This is a genomic window from Roseateles chitinivorans (assembly GCF_002761755.1).
Classification (GTDB): Bacteria; Pseudomonadota; Gammaproteobacteria; order Burkholderiales; family Burkholderiaceae_C; genus Roseateles; species Roseateles chitinivorans.
In genome coordinates, this window is the sequence record NZ_PEOG01000038.1 from 17,452 (window position 1) to 37,499 (window position 20,048).

Sequence of the window (20,048 nt, forward strand, 5' to 3'; positions counted from 1 at the left end):
TGCCTGCCCAAATGAGCACGCCCGGAACCTTTCCGTCTTCCTCGCCGAGCGCCGCGGCGCCGACGCCCGCGCATGTGGCGATCCTCGATGACGAGGTGGACATCACCCAGTTGCTGGCCGGCTACCTCGCCACCCACGGTTTCCGCACGACGCAGCTGCAGACCGGGCGCGCGCTGATGGCGCTGATGGCCGACGACCCGCCGGACCTGGTGCTGCTCGACCTGGGGCTGCCCGGCGAGGACGGTTTCGTCATCGCGCGGCAACTGCGGGAGCACTGGCGCTGCGGCCTGGTCATCGTGACCGGGCGCGGCGACGCGGTGGACAAGGTCGTCGGGCTGGAGGTCGGCGCGGACGATTACGTGACCAAGCCCTTCGACCTGCGCGAGCTGGTCGCGCGGGTGAAGGCGGTGCTGAGACGCCTGGCGCCCGGTCCCGATGCGGCGCACGGTTCCGCGCCCTCGGCCGGACAGGGCGCGGTTCAGGCGGCTCACGGCACCGTGGGCATGCCCGTCCCGGGATCCGCGCGCTTACCGGGGGGCGACCTCGTCCATGACCTGTCCGCCGGCCGGGAACGCCTGCATTTCGAGGGATGGACCGTCGACCTCGCGGCGCGTCTGGTCACCGGACCCGATGGCAAGGAGGTGGCGCTGACGACCGGGGAATTCGACCTGCTGCACACCTTTCTGCTGCATCCGGGGCGGGTGCTGTCGCGGGACTTCCTGCTGGAGCAGACGCGAGGCCGGGAGTCCGGTCCCTTCGACCGCACGATCGACGTGCAGGTGGGGCGGCTGCGCCGCAAGCTCGGCGCCGAATCCGGCGAAGGCCAGTGGATCAAGTCGGTGCGGGGCGCCGGCTACCTGTTCGCGCCGAGGGTGACCTCGACGCTGTCGGGCTGAGGCGGCGATGGACACCTGGCCGACCGACGGCGAGGCCCACGCCGTTTTCCGTGCCCTGTTCGCCGCGTCGCCGGATGGGCTGATGCTGGTCGACGACTCGGGACGGATCCGGCTCGCCAATCCGACGGCGTCCCAGTTGCTCGGCTACTCGAACGAGGAGCTTGTCGGCGCACCGGTCGAGATGCTGGTGCCCGATGCCATCCGCCCACGACACGCGGCCTATCGCCAGGCTTATGAGAGCGCGCCGCGCGCGCGGCCGATGGGCGGCACGGCGACCGAGCTGGTCGCGCGGCGGCGCGACGGGTCCGAGGTGATGGTGGAGATCGCGCTCAGTCCGCTGCAGCCGCTGGGACTGCCCTACACGATGGCGTCGATCCGAAGCGTCGCCGAGTATCCGCGAGTGCGCCAGGCGCTGCAGCGGGCCCGCTACAGCGAGCATCTGGCCCAGCTCGGCCGGATCGCGGTCGACGCGCTGGACCCGCAGGAGGTGCTGCAGCAGGCGCCGGTGATCGCTGCCCAGGCGCTCGAGGTCGAGCTCGCGATCGTGTTCCTGCTCGATCCGGGCCGCTCGACCCTGCGCGTGGCCGGCGGCATCGGTCTGCTGGCCGAGGAGGGACTGGGCACCGTGGTGCCGAACCGGCCCGACACGCCGCCCGGCTTCGTGCTGGCCCAGGGGCGGCCGGTGATCGTCGAGGACTACGGGCGCGACACCCGCTTCGTGGTGCCGCAGGCCTATCGGCGCGCGGGCCTGGTGTCGGCGCTGTCGGTGCCGCTGTCGGACCGCGGCCGGCCGGTGGGCACCCTGGCGGTGCGCTCGCGCCAGGCCAAGCGCTTCGGCGATGCGGAACTCCGCTTCCTCGAGTCGGTCGCCAACCTGCTGGGCACCTGCCTGCAGCGCGCGCAGACCGAGGAGGCGCTGCACCATTCGCAGCGGCTCGAGGCGGTCGGACAACTGACCGGCGGCATCGCGCACGACTTCAACAACCTGCTGACGGTGATCCAGGGCAACCTGCAAGTGCTGGCCGACCTCCCGGCGGTGACTGACGACGGCTTCGCGCCGCAGCTGGTGGCGGCCGCGACGCGGGCGTCGCGTCGCGGCGCGGAGCTGACCGGCAAGCTGCTGGCGTTCTCGCGCCGGCAGATGTTGCAGCCGGCCAGCGTCGACGTGGCGGCGATGATGCGCTCGCTGGCCGACATGCTGCGACGCACGCTGGACCAGCGCATCCGCATCCGCATCGAGGTGGCGCCCGACTGTCCCGACGTGCAGGCCGATCCGGCGCAGCTGGAGTCGGCGCTGCTCAACATCGCGATCAACGCGCGCGATGCCATGCCCGAAGGCGGCGAACTGGTCTTCGCGGCCGCGCCGCTGTGCAGCGTGCCGCCGGAGCTCCGCCGAGAGCTGGAGGAAGACGGGCCGCCGCCCGGGCCGGAGACGCCGGCGCGCTACGTCCGCATCGCGGTGACCGACAACGGCGTCGGCATGCCAGAGGACGTCAAGGAGCGGGCCTTCGAGCCCTTCTTCACCACCAAGCAGGCAGGGCGGGGCACGGGCCTCGGCCTGAGCACGGTCTATGGCTTCGCGCGGCAGTCGCGCGGGGCGCTCAGCATCGACAGCACGCCGGGTCGCGGCACGACCCTCACCCTGATCCTGCCCCGACCGCCGGACGCGCCGGATGGCACGGTGGACGGCGACGCCGTCGTGGAGACGGTGCCGGCGGGCCTGCGGGTGCTGCTGGTGGAGGATGACGCGGAGGTGCGAGCGGTCGCGCGGCGCTTCCTGGGCGACCTGGGCTGCCGGGTCGCGGCCTGCGCGAGCGGGGAGGAGGCCCTGCGGCACCTGCGCGATCTTGCGGAACGTGGCGAGGGCGAGGAGCAGCCACAACTGCTGCTGAGCGACATCGCGCTTGGCGCCGGCATGCGCGGCACGGAACTGGCAGCGACGGTCCAGCAGGCTTGGCCGGACATCGCGGTGCTGCTGGTGTCCGGCTTCTCGGCGGAGTTGCTGGGTTCCGGCCCGGAGGCCGCGTTCGGCTGGGAGCTGCTGCCCAAGCCCTATGACCGCAACGCGCTGGCGCGGGCGATCGCCAAGGTGCTCAGTCGCTGACCGGCGGCGTGTCCGCCGCCATCGTCACTGGACCGCGGTCTGGCCGTCGGCCGGCAGGCCGCCGATGACGAACTGCTCCAGCCGTTCCAGGTCGGGAATCGAGATCTGCCGGCGGCCGCGTTCGCCGAAGCGGATGAGACCTTCACGACTGAGTCGGGACAGGCAGCGGCTGACGGTCTCCAGCGTCATGCCCAGGTAGTTGCCGAGGTCGGCGCGCGTCATGCGCAGGGTCAGTTCATCGGCGCGCAGGCCGCGCTGGTGCATGCTGCGGGCCCAGGCGCAGAGGAACTCCGCCACCCGCGCCAGCGAAGCCAGCGTGCAGACCGACATCAGCGACTGCCGCTCATGGGTGATCTCGGTGCTCATGCCTTCGTGGACGATGGCCATCATCTCGGGGTGGCGCGCGCAGGCCTCGGTCAGCGTGTCGTACGGAATGATCGAGATGTTGCCCGTGTCCATCGCGACGGCGTCGCAGGGATGGCGGCCTTGCGCGATGCCGCTGAAGCCCAGCCAGTCGCCGCGGAACTTCAGGCTGACGATCTGCTCGCGCCCATCCAGGCTGCGGCTCACCAGCTTGAAGGCGCCGGCGTTGATCAGGTAGACGGTGTTGAAGGGCTGCGCGGCGCGGAAGATCATGTCGCCGGCACGCACGACCTTGGCGCTGGGCTGGATGAGGTCTCGGATGATGCGCATCGCCTCGAGCATGCGCTGGTGGGGATCGCGCAGGGCGGGCCGGGATTCGCTGGTGCTGACCGCGAAAGGCAGGCGGGTCAGGGGACGGAGTTCGGAGACGGCGGTCGCGGCCGGGGGAAGCGCCAGCGAAGCCAGTCGGGACGATGGGGACGAGAGGGGCGCGAGGGGCGCAATGCGCGGGCGACCTGCCGGGGCATCGCGCAGACGGTCGCGGGAAAGGTCGCTCGAGGGGGAGGCGATGGCGATGGCGCTGTGCATGATGGTCTCGTGGTTGGTGGCGTTGAGGAGATGCTAGGAAGCGCGCGCAACGGCCGCGCCAATCCTTGACATCGCTCGGCAACAGTTGGTGAACCCTCTGTGACGGTTCAGTAACGGCCCCTCAAGACGCCGCAGCATTCCTGCGGGTCGAGGCGCGCCAACCGCGGTCGTTTGACATCGATCAACGCCTCCCGGCGTGGGCTGACTACGCTCCCCACCTCGCTGCCGACGCGTGTCGCTCGAGCACCTTCCAGCGCCTCACCCGTCCTCCTTCCCAAGCCTGCGTTCCGCGCCTGTCGACCATGCCGCATCACGCCCCGCCGCTGCCTGCGATGCCGACCTCCGTCCAGCCCCTGTCCTCGGCCGCGCTGGAACGGTCCGCGGACGAACTCGCGCAGGCCGCGCAGCGCGGCGCACCGCATCGGCCGCTCGTCGGCATGCGCCTGGGGCTGTTCTGTGGCGATGAACGCTCGGAGTCGGTCGGGTCGCTGCGCGAGGCGGCCCAGTCGCTGGGCGCGCAGGTCACGATGCTCGACCCGGCGCGAGCGCTGGAGGAGGGCGCCGCGCTCGACGAGGTCGCCCGGCTGCTGGGGCATCTCTACGCGGCGGTGGCGTGCGAGGGCGTGCCTGCCGCCGTCATGCAGGGTCTGGCGACGGCCGCGGTGGTGCCGGTGCTCGACGCGCGCGCGGTGCTGGCGCCCGTGTCCGGCCACGGCATGAGCGCCGAGCGGCGCCCCTGGCTCGCGCAGGCGGCGCTGCTGGCCGCGCTGCGCTGAGCCCTGTCGCTTACTTCTTCTTGTCGGCCGCCTTGGTGGCCTGCTCGAGGGCTTGCGCCTCCTGCAAATGATGCTGCAAGGCCGGCAGCATCTTGGCGGCCCAGGCCTTCACCTCGGCGTCCTTCGCGTCCTTGGACGCCTTCTCGAACAGCTTGACGGCGTCCTTGTGCGCGCCGACCTGGTTCTCGGCGTAATGGTGGTCGAAGCTGGTCCCGTCGCGCTGCTCCAGGATCTTGGCCTTGCCCTTCTGGACCATGCTGGCATCGGTCGGGAGCTTCACGCCCTTGGACGCGGCCAGCGTCTGCAGCTCCGAGTCGGCCTTCTTGTGGTCGTCCATCATCTTCTGGGCGAAAGCCTTGACGTCCGCGCTGGTGCCCTTCTTGAGGGCGAGGTCAGCGGCCGCGATCTCGGCGAAGTTGGACTCGGCGGCGTTCTTCATGAAGCTGCTGTCCGCATGCGAGCGCGCCGCCGAGGCGGGCGTGGCCGCCGTCGTGGCGGTCTGGGCGGCGACGGTGCCGGCGGCCAGGGTGCCGCCCAGGGCCAGGGCGATCGCTGCGATCGCGGGCAGGGCCCGCGGGCGGGAGGAGGCGATGACGGTCATGGGGATCACTCCATGAAGTGTTGATGCCGGGGAGACAGCAATCCCGGTTCCCGCGCCACCACCGCGCGCCGCGCGGCCCCAATAAGGCGTCAGGATCTCGGCAGCGACTTGTACTGTTGGCCGACCTCCGTCAGCGTGCCGGCGGTGCCGAAGAGGCTGGTGAAATGCGGATCCGGCGACCAGCGGCCGGTGAACCAGGCATAGCGGACCACATCCGAGCGGGTTTCGCAGATCCTGACCATGTCCGCCATCTGCGCCTTCTGCTTCGCCGCGGAGTCGATCTGCGCGGCCCCGTCGCCGACATGCCAGTTGGCCATCTCGGTGATCCAGAACGGCTTGCCGTACTTTTCCAGCCGCGTGAGCTGATCGTCGAGCCCGTAGTCGTACCAGTGGAAGGCGAGCGCGTCGATCTGCGGATCGCGGCCACCATGGGCGGTGCGGTAGGCGGCGATGAAGGCGTCCATCCAGACCACCGGGTCGGTGTAACCGGCCATCGTGCCCCAGGTAATCGCTGGACCGACCAGCTTGACCCCGGTCTGCCGCGCCACCTCCTCGTAACGCGGCCACTGGGCGGCGGCTTCCGTCGGTGTCTTGTTGGCCTGGTCGGTGAGGTTGGGCTCGTTGAGCACCAGCAGCGACTTCAGCTCCGGCCGCGACTTCAGGTAGGCGACGACGTCGGCCGTGTCGAAGTCGAAGTTCCAGAGCATCGGCACATGTTCCATCGCTCCGGCGATGGTCGGTTGCGCGAGCACTGCCGCGTTCGGCTTGAGGGCCCAGTTCACCCACCAGCCGACGCTGCCGCCAGAGAGCGCGCTGAAATCGGCGGCGTCCTTCAGGTCGTAGGCCAGGCCACGCTTGACCGCCGAGGTCGCCGGCGGTGGCGCGGGAGGCGTCGGGGCGGTGGGCGACGCCTGCGCTTCGCCGCCACCGCCGCCGCCGCCGCAGGCGGACATCGTGGCCGCCAGGGCGCCTGCGCCGGCGATCAGGAGCAGGCGGCGACGTTCGCCATCGGGCGGGGGCGGGGCGATGAGCGGGTTCGCGGCATCGACCGCGTTCGCGGCGGCAGGCATCGGGGTCGGCTTCATGGTGCGGGCCTCTTGTTGGCTGGACTTGGCTGGAGGCGGTCCGCCGCTCTCCCTCCCGAGGAGAACGCGTCGCATGGGCCTCGTGCGCCCAGGGACCGGCGGACTCGCCGGAGTGGATCTGTCCCTGACAGAAGGGACAGGTCTTGCGGGGGCGGAGTATGGCGGCACGGCCTTGTTCTTGTCCCGCACCGAAACACATCGTTAATGTTTCTGTGCGTCCGCATTAACGCCGCTACCTCCAAAGAGGGAGCGGCCGCGGGCCGCCCGTTCGGCGGGGACGGCGGTGGTGGCGGGCGGCGGTGCAATCCCTAGGCTGAGCGGCCGCCTGAGGGGCAAAGTGACTTTCGACCACTGTGCGCGGTTACAGCTGTCAATAGAGTCCATGGCATGCAACTGTTCCGCTGCCTCCGACGCGATGGCTGATCTCGACCTCGACGCGCTGCTTGCCCCGCTGCAGGACGACGCCCCATGTGGCGCCGACCTGGAGTACGACCCTGCCTTCCTCGCGCTGGAAGCCGCAGGCGCCGGCAAGCCGGAACAGCAGTACGGCGACACCGTCATCCCGGCCGAGGAGCCGGACTGGCCGGCGGTGCACGAGCAGGCCCTGGCCCTGGCCCGGCGCACCCGCGACCTGCGCGTGGCCGTGTGGCTGGCCCGCGCCGGCGCCCGCCTGCATGGCTTCGGCGCGGCGCTCGACGGCCTGTCGCTGATCCGCGGCCTGCTGGAGCGCCATTGGGCGCATGTCCATCCGCAACTGGACGCCTCGGACAACGACGATCCCACGATGCGCCTGAACGCGCTGCAGCCGCTGGTCAGCGGTACCGCGGCGATCGCGGATTTCCGCGCGGCCAGCCTGACCGGCCAGCGCGGCGGCCCGCGGGTGCGGGACGTGGAGCTGGCGCTCGGCAATGCCGATCCGATGGCCGACGAATCCGTGCCGTCGCCCGAAGGCCTGATGGCCGGGCTGGCGGCGCAGGCCGCGAACGATCCGGCGCTGGCCGCCCGGCTGCATGAATCGCTGCCGACCGTGCAGGGCATCGTCGCGGCGATCGAGACCCCGCTGGGCGCCGGCCACGGCCCCGATTTCGCGCCGCTGCTGCGCCTGTTCAAGCCGCTGGCCGCGGCCGCCGGACAACTGCAAGGGCAGGGCGGCGGGGCCGTCGAGCTGCCCGCGGAAGCCGCTGGCGCGCCGGCCGGCCCCGTGGTCGGCGGAATGATCGCCGGCGCGGTCGCCGCGCCCGGCACGATCGCCAGCCGCGACGACGCGGTGCGCGCGCTGCAGCGCGCCTGCGAATGGATCGAGCGCCATGAGCCCAGCAATCCCGCGCCGCTGCTGATCCGCCGCGCGCAGCGGCTCATGAGCAAGAACTTCATGGAAATCATGCGCGACCTCAATCCCGAGGGCGTGCACGAGATCGAGAAGCTCGCCGGCACCCCCAGCGAGTGATCCACCGGTTCCCCGACGTCCTTCCACTTTCGTACCTTTCACCCGATCCACGCTTCAAGGAGCACCCCATGGCCACCAGCAGCCAGAAGTTCATCGCCAGGAATCGCGCCCCGCGCGTGCAGATCGAGTACGACGTCGAGCTCTACGGCGCCGAGAAGAAGGTGCAGCTGCCCTTCGTGATGGGCGTGCTGTCGGACCTGTCGGGCAAGCCCACCGAGCCGCTGCCGCCGGTGTCGGACCGCAAGTTCCTGGACTTCGACGTCGACAACTTCGATGCCCGCATGAAGGCGATGAAGCCGCGCGTCTCGTTCGCCGTGCCCAACACGCTGACCGGCGAAGGCAACCTGATGGTCGACCTGACCTTCGAGTCGATGGACGACTTCTCGCCGGCCGCGGTCGCGCGCAAGGTGGACGGCCTCAAGCAGTTGCTGGAGGCGCGCCAGCAACTGGCCAACCTGATCACCTACATGGACGGCAAGGCCGGCGCCGAGCAGCTGATCGCCAAGGTGGTCAAGGACGAGGCGCTGCTGAAGTCGCTGGCCTCGGCCCAGAAACCCGCCGACGACGCCGCGCAATAAGCGCCGCGCGCCCTCAGACCCATCGACGGACCCCACGGAGCACGCACCATGGCCGAAGAGACTCTCTCGCAAGCCTCGCCCTCGCTGCAGGGCATCGAGTACGAAGGCGGCGAGTTCGCCTCGCTGCTGAACAAGGAATTCAAGCCCAAGACCGACGAGGCCAAGTCCGCCGTCGAGCAGGCGGTGCTGACGCTGGCGCAGCAGGCGCTGTCGCAGACCCAGCTGATCGGCAGCGACGTCATCGTCTCGATCGAGTCGATGATCGCGGAGATCGACAAGAAGCTGTCCGAGCAGGTCAACGCGATCCTGCACCATGCCGAGTTCCAGCAGCTGGAATCGGCCTGGCGCGGCCTGCACTACCTGGTCAACAACACCGAGACCGACGAGCAGCTCAAGATCCGCGTGATGAGCATCTCGAAGAACGACCTCGGCAAGACGCTCAAGCGCTACAAGGGCACGGCCTGGGATCAGAGCCCGATCTTCAAGCGTGTCTATGAAGAGGAATTCGGCCAGTTCGGCGGCGAGCCCTTCGGCTGCATCGTCGGCGACTACTACTTCGACCACAGCCCGCCGGACGTCGAGCTGCTGGGCGAGATCGCCAAGGTCTCGGCCGCCGCCCACTCGCCCTTCATCGCCGCGGCGAATCCCTCGCTGATGCAGATGGGCTCGTGGCAGGAGCTCGCGAACCCGCGCGACCTGACCAAGATCTTCAGCACGCCGGAGTACGCCGCCTGGAAGTCGCTGCGCGAGTCCGACGACGCGCGCTACATCGGCCTGGCCATGCCGCGTTTCCTGGCGCGCCTGCCTTACGGCGCCAAGACGAATCCGGTCGAGGAGTTCAACTTCGAGGAAGAGACCGGCGGCGGCGAGCATGCCAAGTACACCTGGGCCAACTCCGCCTATGCGATGGCCACCAACATCAACCGTTCGTTCAAGACCTACGGCTGGTGCACCCGCATCCGCGGCGTCGAGGCGGGTGGCGCGGTCGAGGGCCTGCCGGCCCACACCTTCCCGACCGACGAGGGCGGCGTGGCGATGAAGTGCCCGACCGAGATCGCCATCAGCGACCGCCGCGAGGCGGAGCTGGCCAAGAACGGTTTCATGCCGCTGGTGCACCGCAAGAACTCGGACTTCGCCGCCTTCATCGGTGCGCAGTCGCTGCAGAAGCCGGCCGAGTACGACGATCCGGACGCCACCGCCAATGCCAACCTGGCCGCGCGCCTGCCGTATCTGTTCGCCTGCAACCGCTTCGCCCATTACCTGAAGTGCATCGTGCGCGACAAGGTGGGCTCGTTCAAGGAACGTGCCGACATGGAGAAGTGGCTGAACAAGTGGATCATGAACTACGTCGACGGCGATCCCGCCAACTCCTCGGAGACGACGAAGTCGCAGAAGCCGCTGGCCTCGGCCGAGGTGGTGGTCGAGGAGATCCCGGGCAATCCCGGCTACTACTCGTCGAAATTCTTCCTGCGTCCGCATTACCAGCTCGAGGGCCTGACGGTCTCGCTGCGGCTGGTCTCGACGCTGCCGTCGCAGAAGGGCAAGTGAGGCGGCGGGTCGCCGCGGCGGCCCGTGCGAAGGAAACAAAGAAATCGCGCGCAACGACGCGCGACGCGTCCAAGGGAGCGCTGTCGAAGGCGCCGTTCTGAAATTTTCGAGGCGATGAGCCAACCGGGCCCCCGGGCCCGAAATCCCGGTTTCCGCATGCGGTGAGCGTTGATGCGGAGACTGTTTTCAAAGAGTCCATCTAGGAGAAACCGACCATGACGATCGACGCCAATCTGAAGTTCGCCGGAGTCGAAGGCGAATCCACCCACAAGGACCACAAGGGCGAGATTGATCTGCTCGCCTGGTCGTGGGATGTGCGTCAGGAAAGCACCGCCGCCGCCGGTACCGGCTCCGGCAAGGGCAAGGGCATTCCCGGCCAGTTCGTGTTCGCGCACTACTACGACAAGGCGTCCCCGGTGCTGGCCAAGGCCTGCGCCTCGGGCAAGCACTTCGACCAGGCCGTCCTGACCTGCCGCAAGGCCGGCGAAGGCCAGCAGGACTTCCTGAAGGTCACGCTGAAGCAGGTGCTGGTGACCAATGTCGCCCCGTCGGCCTCCGCCGGTGGCGAGATCAGCGAGAGCGTGGCCCTGTCGTACGCGGACATCGAGTTCGAGTACAAGGCCCAAGACGCCAAGGGCGGCCTGGGCGGCGCGGTCAAGTTCGGCTGGAACGTGGCCACGACCGAAACCCGTTGATCGGCGGGGCGCCGGTGCGAGCCGGCGCCTTCCGTTCGCGGACCCCGCGGCGCGACGGCCCCCGGCCGGCCGCGCCGCGCTCGGACAACGCATGACGGTGCGCCCCTGGGCGCGAGCGCCGTCATCCGTTGTCCATGCCGGAGCGAAAGATGAATCCGTTGAGCAGCGGCGGCGCGACCAGCGCCGACATGTACCTGGACCTGTCCCTGAAGCGGGCCGGCAAGGTGAAGGGTGAATCCATGTCGGCCGGCCATGCCGGCGACGTCGTCGTGCGCGGCTTCAGCTGGGGCGTGGGCGCGGCCGGCGATGCGGTGGCGGGCCAGCAGACCGGCCGCCGCAGCTATCGCCAGCTGACGATCACCAAGGACCTCGACAGCGCCAGCACCGCGCTGATGAGCGCGGTGGCGACCAACGACGAGGTCAAGTCGGCCAAGCTCTACCTGCGCAAGGCGGGCGGCGCGCAGGAAGACTACTTCTGCCTGACGCTGGAGAAGGCGCGCATCGCGTCCTACGACATCGAGGCCGATGCCGACGGCGCGCCGGTCGAGCGCATCGCGATGAGCTTCCAGAAGGTGTCCATCGAGTACCGCACCCAGAACGCCAAGGGCGCGATGGGCGGCACCCACACCTTCGACGACGACCTGACCTGAACCCGCGCCGCTGACGGCAGCGGGTCGCGACGAACAACGACGAGAGATCACGGAGCATGCGATGAGCGCAGTGCAGGAACTGCTGGCGGCGGGCCGCCCGACCGAGGCGCTGGCCGCGGCGCAGGCGGAGGTCCGCCAGCGCCCGCAGGACGCGAAGCTGCGCACGATGCTGTTCCAGCTGCTGGCGGTGACCGGCCAGTGGGCGCGGGCGGCGGCGCAGCTGGAGGTGTGCGGCGAGCTCGACGCCGGCACGCTGGCGATGGTCAACACCTACCGCGAGGCGCTCAAGTGCGAGTTGGTGCGCGAGGCCGTCTTCGAGGGCCGCACCACGCCGATGGTGATGGGCGAACCCGCCGAGTGGGTCGCCAACCTGGTGCATGCGCTCAAGCTCGACCACGACGGTGACGCGGCCGGCGCGCGGCAGCTGCGCGCGCAGGCGCTGGAGGCCGCGCCCGCCACCGCCGGCACGATCGACGGCCAGGCCTTCGAGTGGCTGTGCGACGGCGACTCGCGCCTGGGCCCGGTGCTCGAGGCGGTGATCAACGGCCGCTACTGCTGGGTGCCGTTCTCCGCGCTCAAGGAGATCCACATCGAGCCGCCGACCGACCTGCGCGACCTGGTCTGGGCCGCGGCGCACCTGGAGTTTCCCAACGGCGGTGCCTCGGTCGCCCTGATCCCGACGCGATATCCGCGCAGCGTGGCCTTCGACGACGAACGCGTCTGGCTGTCGCGCCGGACCGAATGGCAGCCGCTGCCGGGCTCGCAGGACGACCAGTACGCCGGCGTCGGCCAGCGGGTGCTGATGAGCGACCAAGGCGAGGCCGGATTGCTGGATGTCCGTCTCATCGAATTGAGGAAGTGAATGCGCCGCCGTCCGTCCCTGTCGAGCGCCATGCCGGCGCCATCCGTCCTGTCTGCCGCGCCGCGCGCCGCGTCGCCGGCGTTCCCTCCGATCCGTTCGCTCGCCCTGATGGCGGTCCTGGCCATGGCCGGGACGATGGCCGCATCGCTGGCGCGCGCCGACGCGGGTTCAATGCCGCCGGCGGCGAAGACCGCGGCGGCCAAGCCGGCGCCGACCGCGAAGGCGGCCTGGCGCACGCTGTCGCCTGAGACCTGCGCGCCGCTGGGCGAGGCCGACCGCGCCCGGTTGCCGGCCGCATGGGCCAAGTACCTCGACGCGACGCGGCGCTGCGAACTGACGGCCCCCGGCGGCACTGCGCGCGTGGCGCTGGTCTCGGTCTTCGCCGAAACGTATTACGAGACCCGCGCCGCCGATGCGCCGTGGGAGGACTTCCCCAAACCCCTGCTGGTCGACCGCGACTTCCGTTGCGTCGGCGGGCTGCCCGAGCTGTTCCCCTTCGATCAACCGCGGACATTGACGCTGCGCCACGGTCTGTGGCGTGAGGGCGTGCCGCAGGAAATCCGCGTCCAGGTCAGCAATCCGGCGGTCGGCGGCGATTACGCGCTGCCGGCGCTGCGTTGGGACGCGGCCGAACACCGTTACCGCGCAGCGGGCGCCAAGGCGTCCGCCGACTCTCCATGCCCGACATCCTGAATCCCACCACCACCGAGCCGGTCACGGCCGCGCAACTCAAGCAGGTCGCCGACGAGGCGTACGAGAAGTACCCCGGCTCGTGCAGCCACGCCGTCTGGCACGTCATCAAGCGCTACCTCCCCGACCAGGAGTACCGCACCGCCAATGCGCTCATCGCCTTCCTCAAGGCCGACAAGCGCTGGAAGGAGACGCCGGTGTCGGAACTGGCCGAGCGGGCCAGCCGCGGCGAGTTGATCGTCGGCGGCCTGGTCACGCAGCCCAACGGCCATGTGATCGTCGTGTATCCCGGCGCGGCCAAGCCGGCTGGCGGCTATGCGTACACCTCGGGCGGCAAGTCCCAGATGATGCGCGCCCGCGGCATGTATCCGCTGGCGATGTCGACCTCGCTGGGCGGCTGGGCCGGCGCCAAGAGCAAGGGCGACAAGACGATCTGGGACTCCTGGGCCAACGACGGCAAGTTCGCTCAGGTCGTGTTCTGGCGCCTGGACACCGGCGCCTCGAGGTGAGCCCACCCGCGCCGCGCGAGCCATGACCCAGATCACCCGCGATCGCCTGCAGCCGGCCCTGCTGGACCGCCTCACCGACGACGATCCCTTCCATCGCGTCGAGGCGGAGGAGCGCCGCGTCATGACCAAGTCGCAACTGCGCCAGGCGGTGCTGCGCGACCTGGGCTGGCTGTTCAACGCCATCCAGCCGCTGGGCAAGGCCTGCGATCCGTATGCGCGCGTCGGCGACAGCGTGCTGAACTTCGGCCTGCCGGCGCTGTCGGGGCAACTGGCCTCGCGCATCGACGTGCATCTGCTGGAGAAGCAGATCCGCCAGGCCATCCTGCGCTTCGAGCCGCGCATCCTGCCGGACACGCTGGAGGTCCGCGCGATCGAGACGCAGAGCGTCATGGACACCCACAACGTGATCGAGTTCGACATCCGCGGCCACCTCTGGTCGCAGCCGGTGCCGCTGGAGATCCTGCTGCGCACGCAGATGGACCTCGAGGCGGGGCAGGTCGAGGTCCGCGAGGGCTGAGGACGCGCGATGGATCCCCGGCTGCTGCGCCTGTACAACGACGAGCTCGCCCACCTGCGCGAGGTCGGCGCCGAGTTCGCGCGCGACTTCCCCAAGATCGCCGCGCGCCTGGGCCTGGAGGATGCGGAGGTCGCCGACCCCTATGTCGAGCGGCTGCTCGAGGGTTTCGCCTTCCTGTCGGCGCGGGTGCAGCTCAAGCTCGACGCCGAGCATCCGCGCCTGATCGCCCACCTGCTGGAGTCGATCTACCCCAACTTCCTGGCGCCGGTGCCGTCGATGATGATCGCGCGCTTCGGCGTCGATCCGACCGATCCCAACCTCTCCAAGGGCCATCCGGTGCCCCGCGGCAGCGTGCTGCAGTCCGGCGTGCCGCGCGGCCAGGACACGCGTTGCGAGTTCCGCACCGCCCATGACGTGACGCTGTGGCCGCTGACGCTGGACGACGTCCAGTACTTCAGCCATGCGCCCGACCTGCCGATGTCGCGGCTGCCCGATGCCGCCGGCAGCCGGGGCGGGCTGCGACTGCGGCTCAAGACCGGCGGCGGCATTCCGGTGCGCCAACTGGGGCTGGACCGGCTCGCGCTCTACCTGAGCGCGCCCGACGAGGTCGCCTATCGCCTGCATGAACTGGCGCTCGGGGCGCCGCTGGGCAGCTTCGTCACCGGCGAGGGCATCGACGCGCCGGCCGTGCCGGCGCAATGGCGGCCGGCGACCAGCATCCGCCCGCTGGGCTTCGCGCCGGACGAGGCGCTGCTGCCGGAGACGCATCGCAACTTCTCCGGCTGCCGGCTGATGCAGGAGCTGGCCGCGATGCCGCGGCGCTTCCTGTTCATCGAGATCGACCAGCTCGCCGAGCGCCTGGCCCGGGTGGATGGCACTTCCTTCGAGATCGTGCTGTTCTTCGGTCGCGGCGATGGTGCGCTGGAGGCGATGGTCGACGTGGACAGCGTTTCGCTGCACTGCACGCCGGCGATCAACCTGTTCCCGAAGCGGCTGGACCGCATCCAGCTCGGCACCGGGAACTGGGAGTACCACGTGGTGCCGGACCGCACCCGGCCGATGGATTACGAGATCCACAGCCTGCAGTCGGTGACCGGCTACGGCGCCGGGGCGCTGGGCCAGCAGGGTTTCGAGCCGCTGTACGCGACCTACCACGAGGCGCCGCCCGATGCGCCCGGCTTCTACACGGTGCGACGCGAGCCGCGCCTGCTGTCCACGCGTCAGAAGGAGCAGGGACCGCGCACCGGCTACATCGGCGACGAGGTCTTCCTGTCGCTGGTCGATCCGCGCCACGCGCCCTACCGCGAGGACATCCGCCAGCTGTCGGTCTCGGCGCTGGTGACCAACCGCGACCTGCCGATGCTGCTGCCGCACAACGGCGCCGGCGCCTGGCGGCTGGACGCGGCGGGGCCGGTGCTCAAGGTCGAATCGGTCCATGGCCCGACGCGGCCGGTCAACCGCCAGCCGGTGGGCGAGGCGGGTTGGAGCCTGGTCGGCCTGCTGACGCAGCAGCAACTGCCCTGGGCCGACGAGCCGCCGGCGCAGGCCGCGGCGACGCTGCGCCGGCTGCTGGCGCTGTACGGTCCCCCCAGCGACCCGGCCTGGCTGCGCCAGGTGGAGGGCGTGCGTGGCGTCGAGGCCCAGCCGGTGGTGCGGCGACTGCCCTTCACCGGCCCGCTGAGCTTCGGTGCGGGCACGGAGATCACGCTGGAGCTCGATGAGCTGGCCTTCCAGGGCCACAGCGCCTATCTCTTCGCCAGCGTGCTGGAGCGCTACTTCACCCGCCATGCGGCGATCAACAGCTTCACCCAGCTGAGCCTGCGCACGCCGCAGCGCGGCCAGGTCAAGCGCTGGGCGCCGCGCATCGGCGGTGATGCCGAGGGACGTCTCGACCGCGCCGGCGGCGGAGACCGCGCATGACGGTGCCCGAGCCCGGCAGTGCCCCGGACGACGACGGTGCCGGCGGCGATGCCGTCGTGCAGGCGAGCCGGCCGGTCACGCCGGAAGCCAACGAATCACCCGAGTCGCTGCTGGCGCGCCGTCCCAACCGCGGCGAGCGCGGCGAACGCGACGAGGCGCTGCGCGCGCTCTTCGAGGATGTCGAGGCGACGCCCTGGGCCCATGACTTCTTCGCGCTGCTGCGCCGCATCGAAGGCCTGACGCCCGACGTGCCGCGACTGGGCCGTGGCCTGCGGCCGTCGCAGGAGGCGATCCGGCTGGGGCAGGAGCCCGAGCTGGACTTCGCGCCGGCGGCGCTGGCCAGCCTCACCCGCGGCCAGAACCCGGCGCCGCGACTGGGCGTGCGCTTCTTCGGGCTGCTCGGACCGCAGGGGCCGATGCCGCTGCACCTCACCGAGTACACCCGCGAGCGGCTGCACCAGCGCGGCGACCCGACGCTGAGCCGCTTCCTCGACGTCTTCCACCACCGCCTGCTGCTGCACTTCTACCGCGCCTGGGCGCAGTCGCAGCCGGCGGTCCAGCATGACCGGCCGGCCACGGACCGCTATGCCGCCTGGCTCGGCGCCGCCAGCGGCCTGGACGGCGCGCAGCGGCCGGCGGACTCGCTGCCGCAGACCGCGCGCCTGTTCCAGGCGGGCCTGCATGGCGGGCGGGCGCAGCATGCCGAGGGCCTGGCCAAGATCCTGTCGCTGCACTTCAAGGTGCCGGTGCGCATCGAGCAGCATGTGCCGCACTGGCTGCCCGTCGAGGACGGCGAGCGCACCCGGCTGGGCTTCGCGCGCCAGCGGCCCGAGCGCATCGGCCGCGAACTGCCGCGGCTGGGCCTCAACACCGCCTGCGGCAACAAGGCCTGGGACCGGCAGTACCGCTTCCGCGTCGTGCTGGGCCCGCTGACGCTGCGCCAGTACGAGGGCTTCCTGCCCGACGGCGACGCGTGGCGGCCGCTCAACGACTGGATCCGGCAGTACGTCGGCCACAACCTGCAATGGGAGCTGCAGCCGGTGCTGCGCCGCGACGAGGTGCCCGCCGCGGCACTGAGCGGCCGCGCGCGCCTGGGCTTCACTTCCTGGACGGGCCGCTCGGGCGGCCGTCCGCATCGCCACGACCGGGGCGACCTGCACCTGCATCCGCGACAGCGGGTGAAGGGGCGGGCCACGCCACCGGCATCACAGGGAGCATCGTCATGACTGAAATCGCCCGCACCAGCCTCTTCGGCAAGCTCAATCCGCTGGCCTACAAGGCGATCGAAGGCGCCACCGTGTTCTGCAAGCTGCGGGGCAATCCGTACGTCGAGCTGCAGCACTGGATCTACCAGATCCTCAACACGCCCGATTCCGACCTGCATCGCATCGTCAAGCATTACGGGCTGGATGCCGCGCAGCTGTCGGCCGACCTGATGGCCTCGCTGGACCGGCTGCCGCGCGGCGCGACCTCGGTCACCGACCTGTCGAGCTGGGTCGAGAACGCGGTCGAGCGCGGCTGGGTCTACGGCTCGCTGATGTTCGGCGACCAGCAGGTGCGCACCGGCCACCTGGTGCTGGGCCTGCTGAAGACGGCCTCGATGCGCAACGTGCTGCTGTCGGTGTCCAGGCAGTTCGAGAAGATCCCGGTCGACGACCTCAGCGAGCACTTCAACCAGATCCTGGAGGGCTCGCCCGAGCGGGCGATGCGCGCGGCCGAGCCGGGCGCGGCGCCGGGCGATGCCAGCGGTGCGATCGCGCCGGCGGCGATGGGCAAGCAGGAGGCGCTCAAGCGTTTCGCGGTCGACCTGACCGAGCGCGCGCGCAATGGCGAGATCGATCCGATCGCCGGTCGTGACGAAGAGATCCGCCAGATCGTCGACATCCTGATGCGGCGCCGCCAGAACAACCCCATCCTCACCGGCGAGGCGGGCGTGGGCAAGACGGCGGTGGTGGAGGGCTTCGCGCTGCGCCTGGCGCAGGGCGACGTGCCGCCGCAGCTCAAGGACGTCTCGCTGTACATGCTGGACATCGGCCTGCTGCAGGCGGGCGCGAGCATGAAGGGCGAGTTCGAGAACCGCCTGCGCCAGGTCATCGACGAGGTCCAGGCCTCGCCCAAGCCGATCATCCTGTTCATCGACGAGGCGCACACGCTGATCGGCGCGGGCGGCGCGGCCGGGACCGGCGATGCGGCCAACCTGCTCAAGCCGGCGCTGGCGCGCGGCAAGCTGCGCACGATCGCGGCGACGACCTGGGCCGAGTACAAGAAGCACATCGAGAAGGACCCGGCGCTGACGCGGCGCTTCCAGGTCGTGCAGGTGCCCGAGCCGGACGAGCACAAGGCGGTGCTGATGCTGCGCGGCGTGGCCTCGATCCTGGAAAAGCATCACCGCGTGGCGCTGCTGGACGAGGGCATCGAGGCCGCGGTGAGGCTGAGCCATCGCTACATCCCGGCGCGGCAGCTGCCGGACAAGGCGGTGAGCCTGCTGGACACCGCCTGCGCGCGCGTGGCTGTGAGCCAGCATGCGACGCCGGCCGAGCTCGAGGACTGCCTGCGCCGCATCCAGGCGCTCGAGATCGAGCAGGAGATCATCGCCCGCGAAGGCGCGATCGGCATGGACGTGGCCGAGCGCAAGCAACGGGTGCTGGCGGCGCTGGACGAATCGCAGACGCGCAAGGCGCAGCTCGAGGAGCGCCATCTGAAGGAGAAGGGCCTGGTCGACCGCGTGCTGGAGCTGCATGCGCTGCTGCGCAAGGACGGCGAGGGCGCGCCGTCGGAGGAGGATCGCGGCACGCTGCTGAACGAGTTGCACGGCCTGCGGGCCGAGCTGGTCACCTTGCAGGGCGATGCGCCGCTGATCCTGCCGCAGGTGGACGAGCAGGCGGTGGCCGCGGTGGTGCAGGACTGGACCGGCATCCCGGTCGGCCGCATGGTGCGCAATGAGCTGCAGGCGGTGCTGCAGCTGGCGGACACGCTGAACCAGCGGGTGGTCGGCCAGCGGCATGCGCTGGAGATGATCGCCAAGCGCATCGAGGTGTCGCGTGCCGGCCTGGACAATCCGAGCAAGCCGATCGGCGTGTTCCTGCTGGCGGGGACCTCGGGCGTGGGCAAGACCGAGACGGCGCTGGCGCTGGCCGAGGCGCTCTACGGGGGCGAGCAGAACGTCATCACCATCAACATGAGCGAGTTCCAGGAGGCGCACACGGTCTCCACGCTCAAGGGCTCGCCGCCGGGGTATGTCGGTTACGGCGAGGGCGGGGTGCTGACCGAGGCGGTGCGTCGTCGTCCCTACAGCGTGGTGCTGCTGGACGAGGTGGAGAAGGCCCACCCGGATGTGCATGAGCTGTTCTTCCAGGTCTTCGACAAGGGCTGGATGGAGGACGGCGAGGGCCGCTACATCGACTTCAAAAACACGATCATCCTGCTGACCAGCAACGCGGGCAGCGACCTGATCATGAAGCTGTGCGCCGATCCGGAGCTGATGCCGGAGCCCGAGGGCATCGCCAAGGCGCTGCGCGAGCCGCTGCTGAAGGTGTTCCCGGCGGCGCTGCTGGGCCGGCTGGTGACGATCCCGTACTACCCGCTGAGCGAGGAGATGCTGGGCCAGATCGTCCGTCTGCAGCTGGGCCGGATCCAGAAGCGGGTGGGCGAGAACCTGGGCGTGCCGCTGACTTTCGGCGACGACGTGGTGAAGCTGATCATCAGCCGCTGCAACGAGGTCGAGAGCGGCGGCCGCGTGGTGGACGCGATCCTCACGAACACGGTGCTGCCGCGCATCAGCCGCGAGTACCTCACGCGCCTGACCAACGGGCAGACGATCACGAAGGTCGCGCTGAATGTGAAGGATGGGGACTTCGAGTACGGGTTTGATTGAATGCGTGGCGCGCGCCAGCTCCTTGGGCTACAACGCGCGCCATGCCCAATCCCAGTCCAGAACCAGCGCTGCCATCACGGATTGAGGCGGGCACGCCGGATGCTCCGCACTGCGACTCTCCCGAGTGCGAATGCATCCCCATTGAAGCCTTTGAACAGCTGCGCTGGATCACCTGGTACAGGTCGGGTGGGACGGTGTCGCCGAAGGAAGCACTGGAGATCTACGAGCGCAATTGGCGACACGTTGATCAATCACAGCTGCAGCCTCAGGAGCGCGAGCTGATTGAGCGCCTGGTTCGGACGGTTGGCAAGGGCATCTTGCTCGTTTGAAAACCGGTGCCAGGGC

The 20,048-nt window shown here is 70.1% G+C and carries 19 protein-coding genes; 16 read left to right on the plus strand and 3 right to left on the minus strand.

From position 1 onward, the window contains the following. The first annotated feature begins 11 nt into the window (after positions 1–11). The gene (locus CS062_RS14780; protein ID WP_099862378.1) at positions 12–896 is read left to right on the plus strand and encodes a response regulator transcription factor; all 885 of its coding nucleotides are present in this window, start codon (positions 12–14) and stop codon (positions 894–896) included. A 7-nt stretch (positions 897–903) separates the two neighbouring features. Next, on the plus strand, positions 904–3,000 hold the full coding sequence (locus CS062_RS14785) for a PAS domain S-box protein (RefSeq protein WP_099862379.1): 2,097 nt from the start codon (positions 904–906) through the stop codon (positions 2,998–3,000). 24 nt (positions 3,001–3,024) lie between these two features. Here the strand turns inward: CS062_RS14785 and CS062_RS14790 are convergent, their stop codons facing one another. After that, positions 3,025–3,951 (minus strand): Crp/Fnr family transcriptional regulator, encoded by a 927-nt coding sequence (locus CS062_RS14790; RefSeq protein WP_233218068.1) that lies wholly within the window; start codon positions 3,949–3,951, stop codon positions 3,025–3,027. Between the two features lie 332 nt (positions 3,952–4,283). Between CS062_RS14790 and CS062_RS14800 the strand changes: the two genes are divergently transcribed. After that, positions 4,284–4,727: a Rossmann-fold NAD(P)-binding domain-containing protein gene (locus CS062_RS14800; protein ID WP_158238797.1), complete on the plus strand. Its 444-nt coding sequence runs from the start codon at positions 4,284–4,286 to the stop codon at positions 4,725–4,727. A gap of 10 nt (positions 4,728–4,737) precedes the next feature. Here the strand turns inward: CS062_RS14800 and CS062_RS14805 are convergent, their stop codons facing one another. Together CS062_RS14805 and CS062_RS14810 are read right to left on the minus strand one after the other, a co-directional pair. Beyond that, a complete protein-coding gene (locus CS062_RS14805) occupies positions 4,738–5,328 on the minus strand; it encodes a DUF4142 domain-containing protein (protein ID WP_099862383.1) in 591 nt (196 codons plus the stop codon). A gap of 89 nt (positions 5,329–5,417) precedes the next feature. Then, the gene (locus CS062_RS14810) at positions 5,418–6,413 is read right to left on the minus strand and encodes a glycosyl hydrolase (RefSeq protein ID WP_233218069.1); all 996 of its coding nucleotides are present in this window, start codon (positions 6,411–6,413) and stop codon (positions 5,418–5,420) included. A 415-nt stretch (positions 6,414–6,828) separates the two neighbouring features. Between CS062_RS14810 and tssA the strand changes: the two genes are divergently transcribed. The 13 genes from tssA (at position 6,829) to CS062_RS14875 (ending at position 20,032) form a co-directional block, all read left to right on the plus strand. Then, positions 6,829–7,860, plus strand: a complete 1,032-nt coding sequence (gene tssA / locus CS062_RS14815) for a type VI secretion system protein TssA (protein ID WP_158238798.1) — start codon at positions 6,829–6,831, stop codon at positions 7,858–7,860. A gap of 68 nt (positions 7,861–7,928) precedes the next feature. Beyond that, a complete protein-coding gene (tssB, locus tag CS062_RS14820) occupies positions 7,929–8,438 on the plus strand; it encodes a type VI secretion system contractile sheath small subunit (RefSeq protein WP_099862385.1) in 510 nt (169 codons plus the stop codon). A 48-nt stretch (positions 8,439–8,486) separates the two neighbouring features. Beyond that, on the plus strand, positions 8,487–9,986 hold the full coding sequence (gene tssC / locus CS062_RS14825; RefSeq protein WP_099862386.1) for a type VI secretion system contractile sheath large subunit: 1,500 nt from the start codon (positions 8,487–8,489) through the stop codon (positions 9,984–9,986). Between the two features lie 215 nt (positions 9,987–10,201). Continuing rightward, a complete protein-coding gene (locus CS062_RS14830) occupies positions 10,202–10,681 on the plus strand; it encodes an Hcp family type VI secretion system effector (protein ID WP_091724440.1) in 480 nt (159 codons plus the stop codon). Positions 10,682–10,830: 149 nt separating this feature from the next. Then, positions 10,831–11,331: an Hcp family type VI secretion system effector gene (locus CS062_RS14835; protein ID WP_158238799.1), complete on the plus strand. Its 501-nt coding sequence runs from the start codon at positions 10,831–10,833 to the stop codon at positions 11,329–11,331. 61 nt (positions 11,332–11,392) lie between these two features. After that, positions 11,393–12,193: a type VI secretion system accessory protein TagJ gene (locus CS062_RS14840; protein ID WP_099862388.1), complete on the plus strand. Its 801-nt coding sequence runs from the start codon at positions 11,393–11,395 to the stop codon at positions 12,191–12,193. A gap of 108 nt (positions 12,194–12,301) precedes the next feature. After that, on the plus strand, positions 12,302–12,886 hold the full coding sequence (locus CS062_RS14845) for a hypothetical protein (protein WP_143742352.1): 585 nt from the start codon (positions 12,302–12,304) through the stop codon (positions 12,884–12,886). After that, positions 12,871–13,392, plus strand: coding sequence for a hypothetical protein (locus CS062_RS14850; RefSeq protein ID WP_099862390.1), 522 nt, complete (start codon positions 12,871–12,873; stop codon positions 13,390–13,392). Before CS062_RS14845 ends, CS062_RS14850 begins: the two co-directional genes overlap by 16 nt. A 22-nt stretch (positions 13,393–13,414) precedes the next feature. Next, positions 13,415–13,909, plus strand: coding sequence for a type VI secretion system baseplate subunit TssE (tssE, locus tag CS062_RS14855; RefSeq protein ID WP_091724445.1), 495 nt, complete (start codon positions 13,415–13,417; stop codon positions 13,907–13,909). A 9-nt stretch (positions 13,910–13,918) separates the two neighbouring features. Next, entirely contained in the window at positions 13,919–15,829 is a 1,911-nt protein-coding gene (gene tssF, locus CS062_RS14860; RefSeq protein WP_099862391.1) for a type VI secretion system baseplate subunit TssF, read from the plus strand. Then, on the plus strand, positions 15,826–17,055 hold the full coding sequence (gene tssG / locus CS062_RS14865) for a type VI secretion system baseplate subunit TssG (RefSeq protein WP_099862392.1): 1,230 nt from the start codon (positions 15,826–15,828) through the stop codon (positions 17,053–17,055). Before tssF ends, tssG begins: the two co-directional genes overlap by 4 nt. After that, positions 17,052–19,703 carry a type VI secretion system ATPase TssH gene (tssH, locus tag CS062_RS14870; RefSeq protein WP_099862393.1) on the plus strand — a complete coding sequence of 884 codons (2,652 nt, stop codon included), beginning with the start codon at positions 17,052–17,054 and terminating at the stop codon, positions 19,701–19,703. The genes tssG and tssH overlap by 4 nt, the downstream gene beginning before the upstream one ends. 41 nt (positions 19,704–19,744) lie before the next feature. After that, a complete protein-coding gene (locus tag CS062_RS14875; protein ID WP_233218070.1) occupies positions 19,745–20,032 on the plus strand; it encodes a hypothetical protein in 288 nt (95 codons plus the stop codon). The last annotated feature ends 16 nt before the right edge of the window (positions 20,033–20,048 follow it).

Coding starts and splice junctions, on each gene's coding strand:
- CS062_RS14780 (WP_099862378.1), top strand. CDS start 12: ATGAGCACGCCCGGAACCTTTCCGTCTTCCTCGCCGAGCGCCGCGGCG.
- CS062_RS14785 (WP_099862379.1), top strand. CDS start 904: ATGGACACCTGGCCGACCGACGGCGAGGCCCACGCCGTTTTCCGTGCC.
- CS062_RS14790 (WP_233218068.1), bottom strand. CDS start 3,951: ATGCACAGCGCCATCGCCATCGCCTCCCCCTCGAGCGACCTTTCCCGC.
- CS062_RS14800 (WP_158238797.1), top strand. CDS start 4,284: ATGCCGACCTCCGTCCAGCCCCTGTCCTCGGCCGCGCTGGAACGGTCC.
- CS062_RS14805 (WP_099862383.1), bottom strand. CDS start 5,328: ATGACCGTCATCGCCTCCTCCCGCCCGCGGGCCCTGCCCGCGATCGCA.
- CS062_RS14810 (WP_233218069.1), bottom strand. CDS start 6,413: ATGAAGCCGACCCCGATGCCTGCCGCCGCGAACGCGGTCGATGCCGCG.
- tssA (WP_158238798.1), top strand. CDS start 6,829: ATGGCTGATCTCGACCTCGACGCGCTGCTTGCCCCGCTGCAGGACGAC.
- tssB (WP_099862385.1), top strand. CDS start 7,929: ATGGCCACCAGCAGCCAGAAGTTCATCGCCAGGAATCGCGCCCCGCGC.
- tssC (WP_099862386.1), top strand. CDS start 8,487: ATGGCCGAAGAGACTCTCTCGCAAGCCTCGCCCTCGCTGCAGGGCATC.
- CS062_RS14830 (WP_091724440.1), top strand. CDS start 10,202: ATGACGATCGACGCCAATCTGAAGTTCGCCGGAGTCGAAGGCGAATCC.
- CS062_RS14835 (WP_158238799.1), top strand. CDS start 10,831: ATGAATCCGTTGAGCAGCGGCGGCGCGACCAGCGCCGACATGTACCTG.
- CS062_RS14840 (WP_099862388.1), top strand. CDS start 11,393: ATGAGCGCAGTGCAGGAACTGCTGGCGGCGGGCCGCCCGACCGAGGCG.
- CS062_RS14845 (WP_143742352.1), top strand. CDS start 12,302: ATGGCGGTCCTGGCCATGGCCGGGACGATGGCCGCATCGCTGGCGCGC.
- CS062_RS14850 (WP_099862390.1), top strand. CDS start 12,871: ATGCCCGACATCCTGAATCCCACCACCACCGAGCCGGTCACGGCCGCG.
- tssE (WP_091724445.1), top strand. CDS start 13,415: ATGACCCAGATCACCCGCGATCGCCTGCAGCCGGCCCTGCTGGACCGC.
- tssF (WP_099862391.1), top strand. CDS start 13,919: ATGGATCCCCGGCTGCTGCGCCTGTACAACGACGAGCTCGCCCACCTG.
- tssG (WP_099862392.1), top strand. CDS start 15,826: ATGACGGTGCCCGAGCCCGGCAGTGCCCCGGACGACGACGGTGCCGGC.
- tssH (WP_099862393.1), top strand. CDS start 17,052: ATGACTGAAATCGCCCGCACCAGCCTCTTCGGCAAGCTCAATCCGCTG.
- CS062_RS14875 (WP_233218070.1), top strand. CDS start 19,745: ATGCCCAATCCCAGTCCAGAACCAGCGCTGCCATCACGGATTGAGGCG.